This is a genomic window from Roseateles sp. P5_B10 (assembly GCF_056400485.1).
The window spans coordinates 1-639 of record NZ_JBFULE010001544.1 but is presented as its reverse complement, the minus strand read 5'-3'; the positions used below and the strand labels follow the sequence as shown (position 1 = coordinate 639).

Sequence of the window (639 nt, the reverse complement as noted above, 5' to 3'; positions counted from 1 at the left end):
GCAATGTGTCGAGCGCAGCCTTGGCCTGATCGGGGGACAGAGTCGAAGCTGCAGGCGCAGGCGGCGCATCGGCCTTCTGCGCCAGCGCAGGGCTGGTCACAGCAGCCATCGGTGCGGCCATCAGCAGACATAACAAGGCGAATAGCGGAAATGACTTCGGCGCCAAAAGGTGTCCCTTCCTGTGGCTCGGAAAACGCCCTTTTCGCCCGTTTCCTGTGTCAGAAGTTTGATTCCCCGGCGACGATGTCTTGTTTTTCCGTCGCGGGCAGCAGGGATGCGTCAAAACAGGGCGATGTTCCCGCGATGTCCCGCGAGCGCCCCGACTTTCAAGGAATTTCAGATATCCCGGCCTTCGACCTTCTCGGTCAGGGTCTTGACCTGCTCCGGCACCTTTTCGAGATGCGGATTGACCGCAAGCGCCTTGCGGAACGCATCAAGCGCACGCTTGTCGTCGCCGAGCTCCTGCATGATCATGCCGAGCCCTGCCAGAGCACCGAAATGCCGGGGTTCGCGTATCAGCACCTGCTCGATATCCTGCAGCGACCGGGTGTAATCGTTCTGCAGATAATACAGCGTGGCGCGCCGATTCCAGCCCTCAACGTAATCGGGGCGCAGCTTCACCACCGCGCTCAACAATTG

Annotated in this window: 1 protein-coding gene; it reads right to left on the bottom strand. The window is 60.4% G+C overall.

Going from position 1 to position 639, the window contains the following annotated elements; genetic code table 11:
- Positions 1-336: 336 nt before the first annotated feature.
- Positions 337-639 (bottom strand): tetratricopeptide repeat protein (locus tag AC1DU6_RS34495; protein ID WP_477862985.1); only part of this gene is annotated, 303 nt, incomplete at its 5' end.